This is a genomic window from Oleiphilus sp. HI0123 (assembly GCF_001635315.1).
The window spans coordinates 1-1,543 of sequence record NZ_LWGE01000235.1 but is presented as its reverse complement, the minus strand read 5'-3'; the positions used below and the strand labels follow the sequence as shown (position 1 = coordinate 1,543).

2 protein-coding genes are annotated in these 1,543 nt (G+C 42.8%); both read left to right on the top strand.

The annotated features are described in order from the left end of the window. Positions 1–380, top strand: a 380-nt coding sequence (locus A3761_RS02320; protein WP_156491515.1) for an ABC transporter permease subunit, incomplete at its 5' end; no start/stop codon positions are given. Next, on the top strand, positions 381–1,487 hold the full coding sequence (locus tag A3761_RS02315) for an amino acid ABC transporter permease (RefSeq protein WP_231872152.1): 1,107 nt from the start codon (positions 381–383) through the stop codon (positions 1,485–1,487). The last annotated feature ends 56 nt before the right edge of the window (positions 1,488–1,543 follow it).

The following is a 1,543-nucleotide window of genomic DNA, read 5'->3' as shown; positions in this document are numbered from 1 at the left end:
GTATTTATACCGGTGCATTCATTGCAGAAGCTGTTCGAGCGGGTGTTCAATCGGTGCCGCATGGACAAACTGAAGCCGCACGTAGTGTTGGCTTAAGTGAGCGAAAGATTATGTCACTGATCGTCGTGCCCCAGGCGATGAGAGTCATCACGCCTTTGCTAAATAGTGAATATCAAAGCTTGGTGAAAAACTCGACGCTGGCTACAGCTATTGGTTACCCGGATTTGTTTACTGTCTTTGTCGGCACCACACTCAATCAGACGGGACAAGCGATAGAAATCGTATTTATGACAATGGCGGTCTATTTTGTCATAAACATGTGTATTTCCTTTGTTATGAATCGATTCAATTCGAAAGTCGCTTTGGTGGAAAGGAAGTAAATGATGAGAGAGTTTAAAGCGCTGCCTGATAAACCGGCACCCAAGGATACAGTTGGTGTCATTGGCTGGATTAAAGAAAACCTTTTTTCTAATATCTTCGATTCAACAGCTACTATTATTATCCTAGCAATTTTATTCTCCGTTGTTCCTGGCATGCTGGATTGGCTGATTTTTTCAGCCGACTGGAGTGGTGACAGCCAGGAAGCTTGCTCTAAAGAAGGCGCGTGTTGGGTATTTGTTTCTGCCTGGATGCAACAATTTATGTATGGCAGTTACCCCAGCTCAGAACTGTGGCGAGTGAATCTTGCTTTATTGAGTCTCGCTGCTGTCATTGCTTTGCCTTATGTCTTGCCAAAAGATCTTCGGAATAAGATTGGCGTCCCGGTATTTTTGTTATTTCCATTTGTCTGTGCGACATTTCTGGACGGTAGCCTGTTTGGTTTGATGACAGTAAGTACTGACTTATGGGGTGGCTTTGCACTGAATATCTTTTTGGCGTCAGCGAGTATTATTATTGCTTTTCCGTTGAGCTTTTTATGGGCCCTAGGTCGACGATCGGAGATGCCTTTTATACGTAGTGTCTGTATTTTGTTGATCGAGTTTTTTAGGGGAACCCCGGTTTTAGCCCTATTTTTTATGGGCTCGGTAATGCTGCCATTATTTTTTCCTGAAGGCACCAGCGTAGATAAATTACTTAGGGTGTGGATTGTTCTGATTCTATTTATGTCGGGCTATATGGCAGAAGTATTTAGGGGTGGCTTTCAAGCAATTCCCCAAGGGCAATACGAAGCCGCTGACTCGCTTGGCCTAAGTTATTGGCAGAAAACTTTGCTGATTATATTGCCCCAGGTGATCAAAGTATCGATGCCCAATATTCTTGCTACCTTCGTTATGCTATTCAAAAATACTACCTTCCTTTTGATCATCGGTATATTTGAAATGCTCAGTACCACTCAAACTGCTTTGAATAACTCAAACTGGTTAGGGGGACATGCAACGGAAGGCTACTTATTTGTCGCTATGGTCTTTTGGTGTTGCTGCTTTGGTATGTCAATGATCAGCAGTAATATCGAACGCAAGCTGGATACCAGCCATAATAATAAATAGCGCTGTCTACTACGGAGATTAATGATGAAAACAGATGTAAAAAGCCAAAACTCTGA